The organism is Streptomyces sp. KR55 (assembly GCF_052245645.1).
In the GTDB taxonomy this organism is placed as follows: Bacteria; Actinomycetota; Actinomycetes; order Streptomycetales; family Streptomycetaceae; genus Streptomyces; species Streptomyces flavusporus.
Genome location: NZ_JBQQCE010000934.1, coordinates 1 through 1170, shown reverse-complemented (window position 1 = coordinate 1170; position 1170 = coordinate 1). Strand labels below are relative to the sequence as shown.

General features: G+C 75.6%; 2 protein-coding genes. One reads left to right on the top strand and one right to left on the bottom strand.

Translation table 11 applies throughout. The features are described 5' to 3' along the window. On the top strand, positions 1-586 hold a 586-nt coding region (locus tag ACTWQJ_RS51615; RefSeq protein ID WP_443313240.1), incomplete at its 5' end, for an amidohydrolase family protein. Positions 587-658: 72 nt separating this feature from the next. Here the strand turns inward: ACTWQJ_RS51615 and ACTWQJ_RS51610 are convergent. After that, positions 659-1170: EamA family transporter (locus ACTWQJ_RS51610; RefSeq protein WP_443313239.1), on the bottom strand; the 512-nt coding region annotated here is incomplete at its 5' end.

Here is a 1170-nt window from a genome sequence, read left to right as displayed (position 1 = left end):
GATCGACGTCTTCTGCGAGAAGGGCGCCTTCGACGGCGACCAGGCCCGCACGATCCTCACCGCGGGCAAGGCCAGGGGCCTGCACCCCCGCGTCCACGCCAACCAGCTGTCGTACGGCCCCGGAGTCCAGCTCGCCGTCGAACTGGACGCAGCCAGCGCCGACCACTGCACCCACCTGACGGACGCGGACGTGGACGCCCTCGCGAACGGCGACACGGTCGCCACCCTCCTCCCCGGCGCCGAGTTCTCCACCCGCGCCGAGTGGCCGAACGCCCGCCGCCTCCTCGACGCGGGCGTCACCGTCGCACTCTCCACCGACTGCAACCCGGGCTCGTCGTTCACCTCCTCCGTCCCCTTCTGCATCGCGCTCGCGGTACGGGACATGGGGATGACGCCGGACGAGGCGGTCTGGTCGGCCACGGCGGGCGGCGCGGCAGCCCTCCGCCGCGACGACATCGGCCGCCTCACCCCGGGCGCCCGCGCCGACCTCATCCTCCTCGACGCGGCGAGCCATGTGCACCTGGCCTACCGGCCCGGCGTGCCCCTGGTCACCGGCGTGTGGCGGCGGGGCGAGCGGCTGGTCTGAGGGACCTGCGCCCGGCGTCGGGCGCGACACGCGCCGGCCCTCGCCGAGCGGGTGCGCGGCGCACGACGCCGACTAGGTTGCAGGGGCCCCGTCCCTCGCGGACTCGGTGGCTTCCCCGGACTCGGTGCGCCCTGCGGGAGCGGCCCCGGCAGCCGGCGCAGAAGCCACCGGAACGGAAGCCTCCGGCGCCTGCCCCCGATCGGCCACCGCCCGCCCCCAGGCCGTGCCCACCAGGACCAGCACCGCGCCCACCAGCCCCAGCCACCCCGGCCGGTCCCCGGCCAGGGCGATGCCCACGGCCGCCGCCCACACCGGCTCCGTGCCGAGCAGCAGACTGACCCGGGACGGCGAGGTGCGCCGGACCGCCCACATCTGCACGAAGAACGCGAACAGCGTGCAGAACGCGGACAGGTACAGCAGCCCCAGCCAGTCCCCGACACCGAAGCCGGCCGCGGCCGCCCACGGCAACGCACCCGTCCCCGGCAGCGCGAAGAGCACGCCGAACACCACCACCGCGCCGCCCAGCTGGACCGTGGTCAGTGACAGGGCGTCGGCGCCGCGTACGGAGTCCATGCGTGCCATGG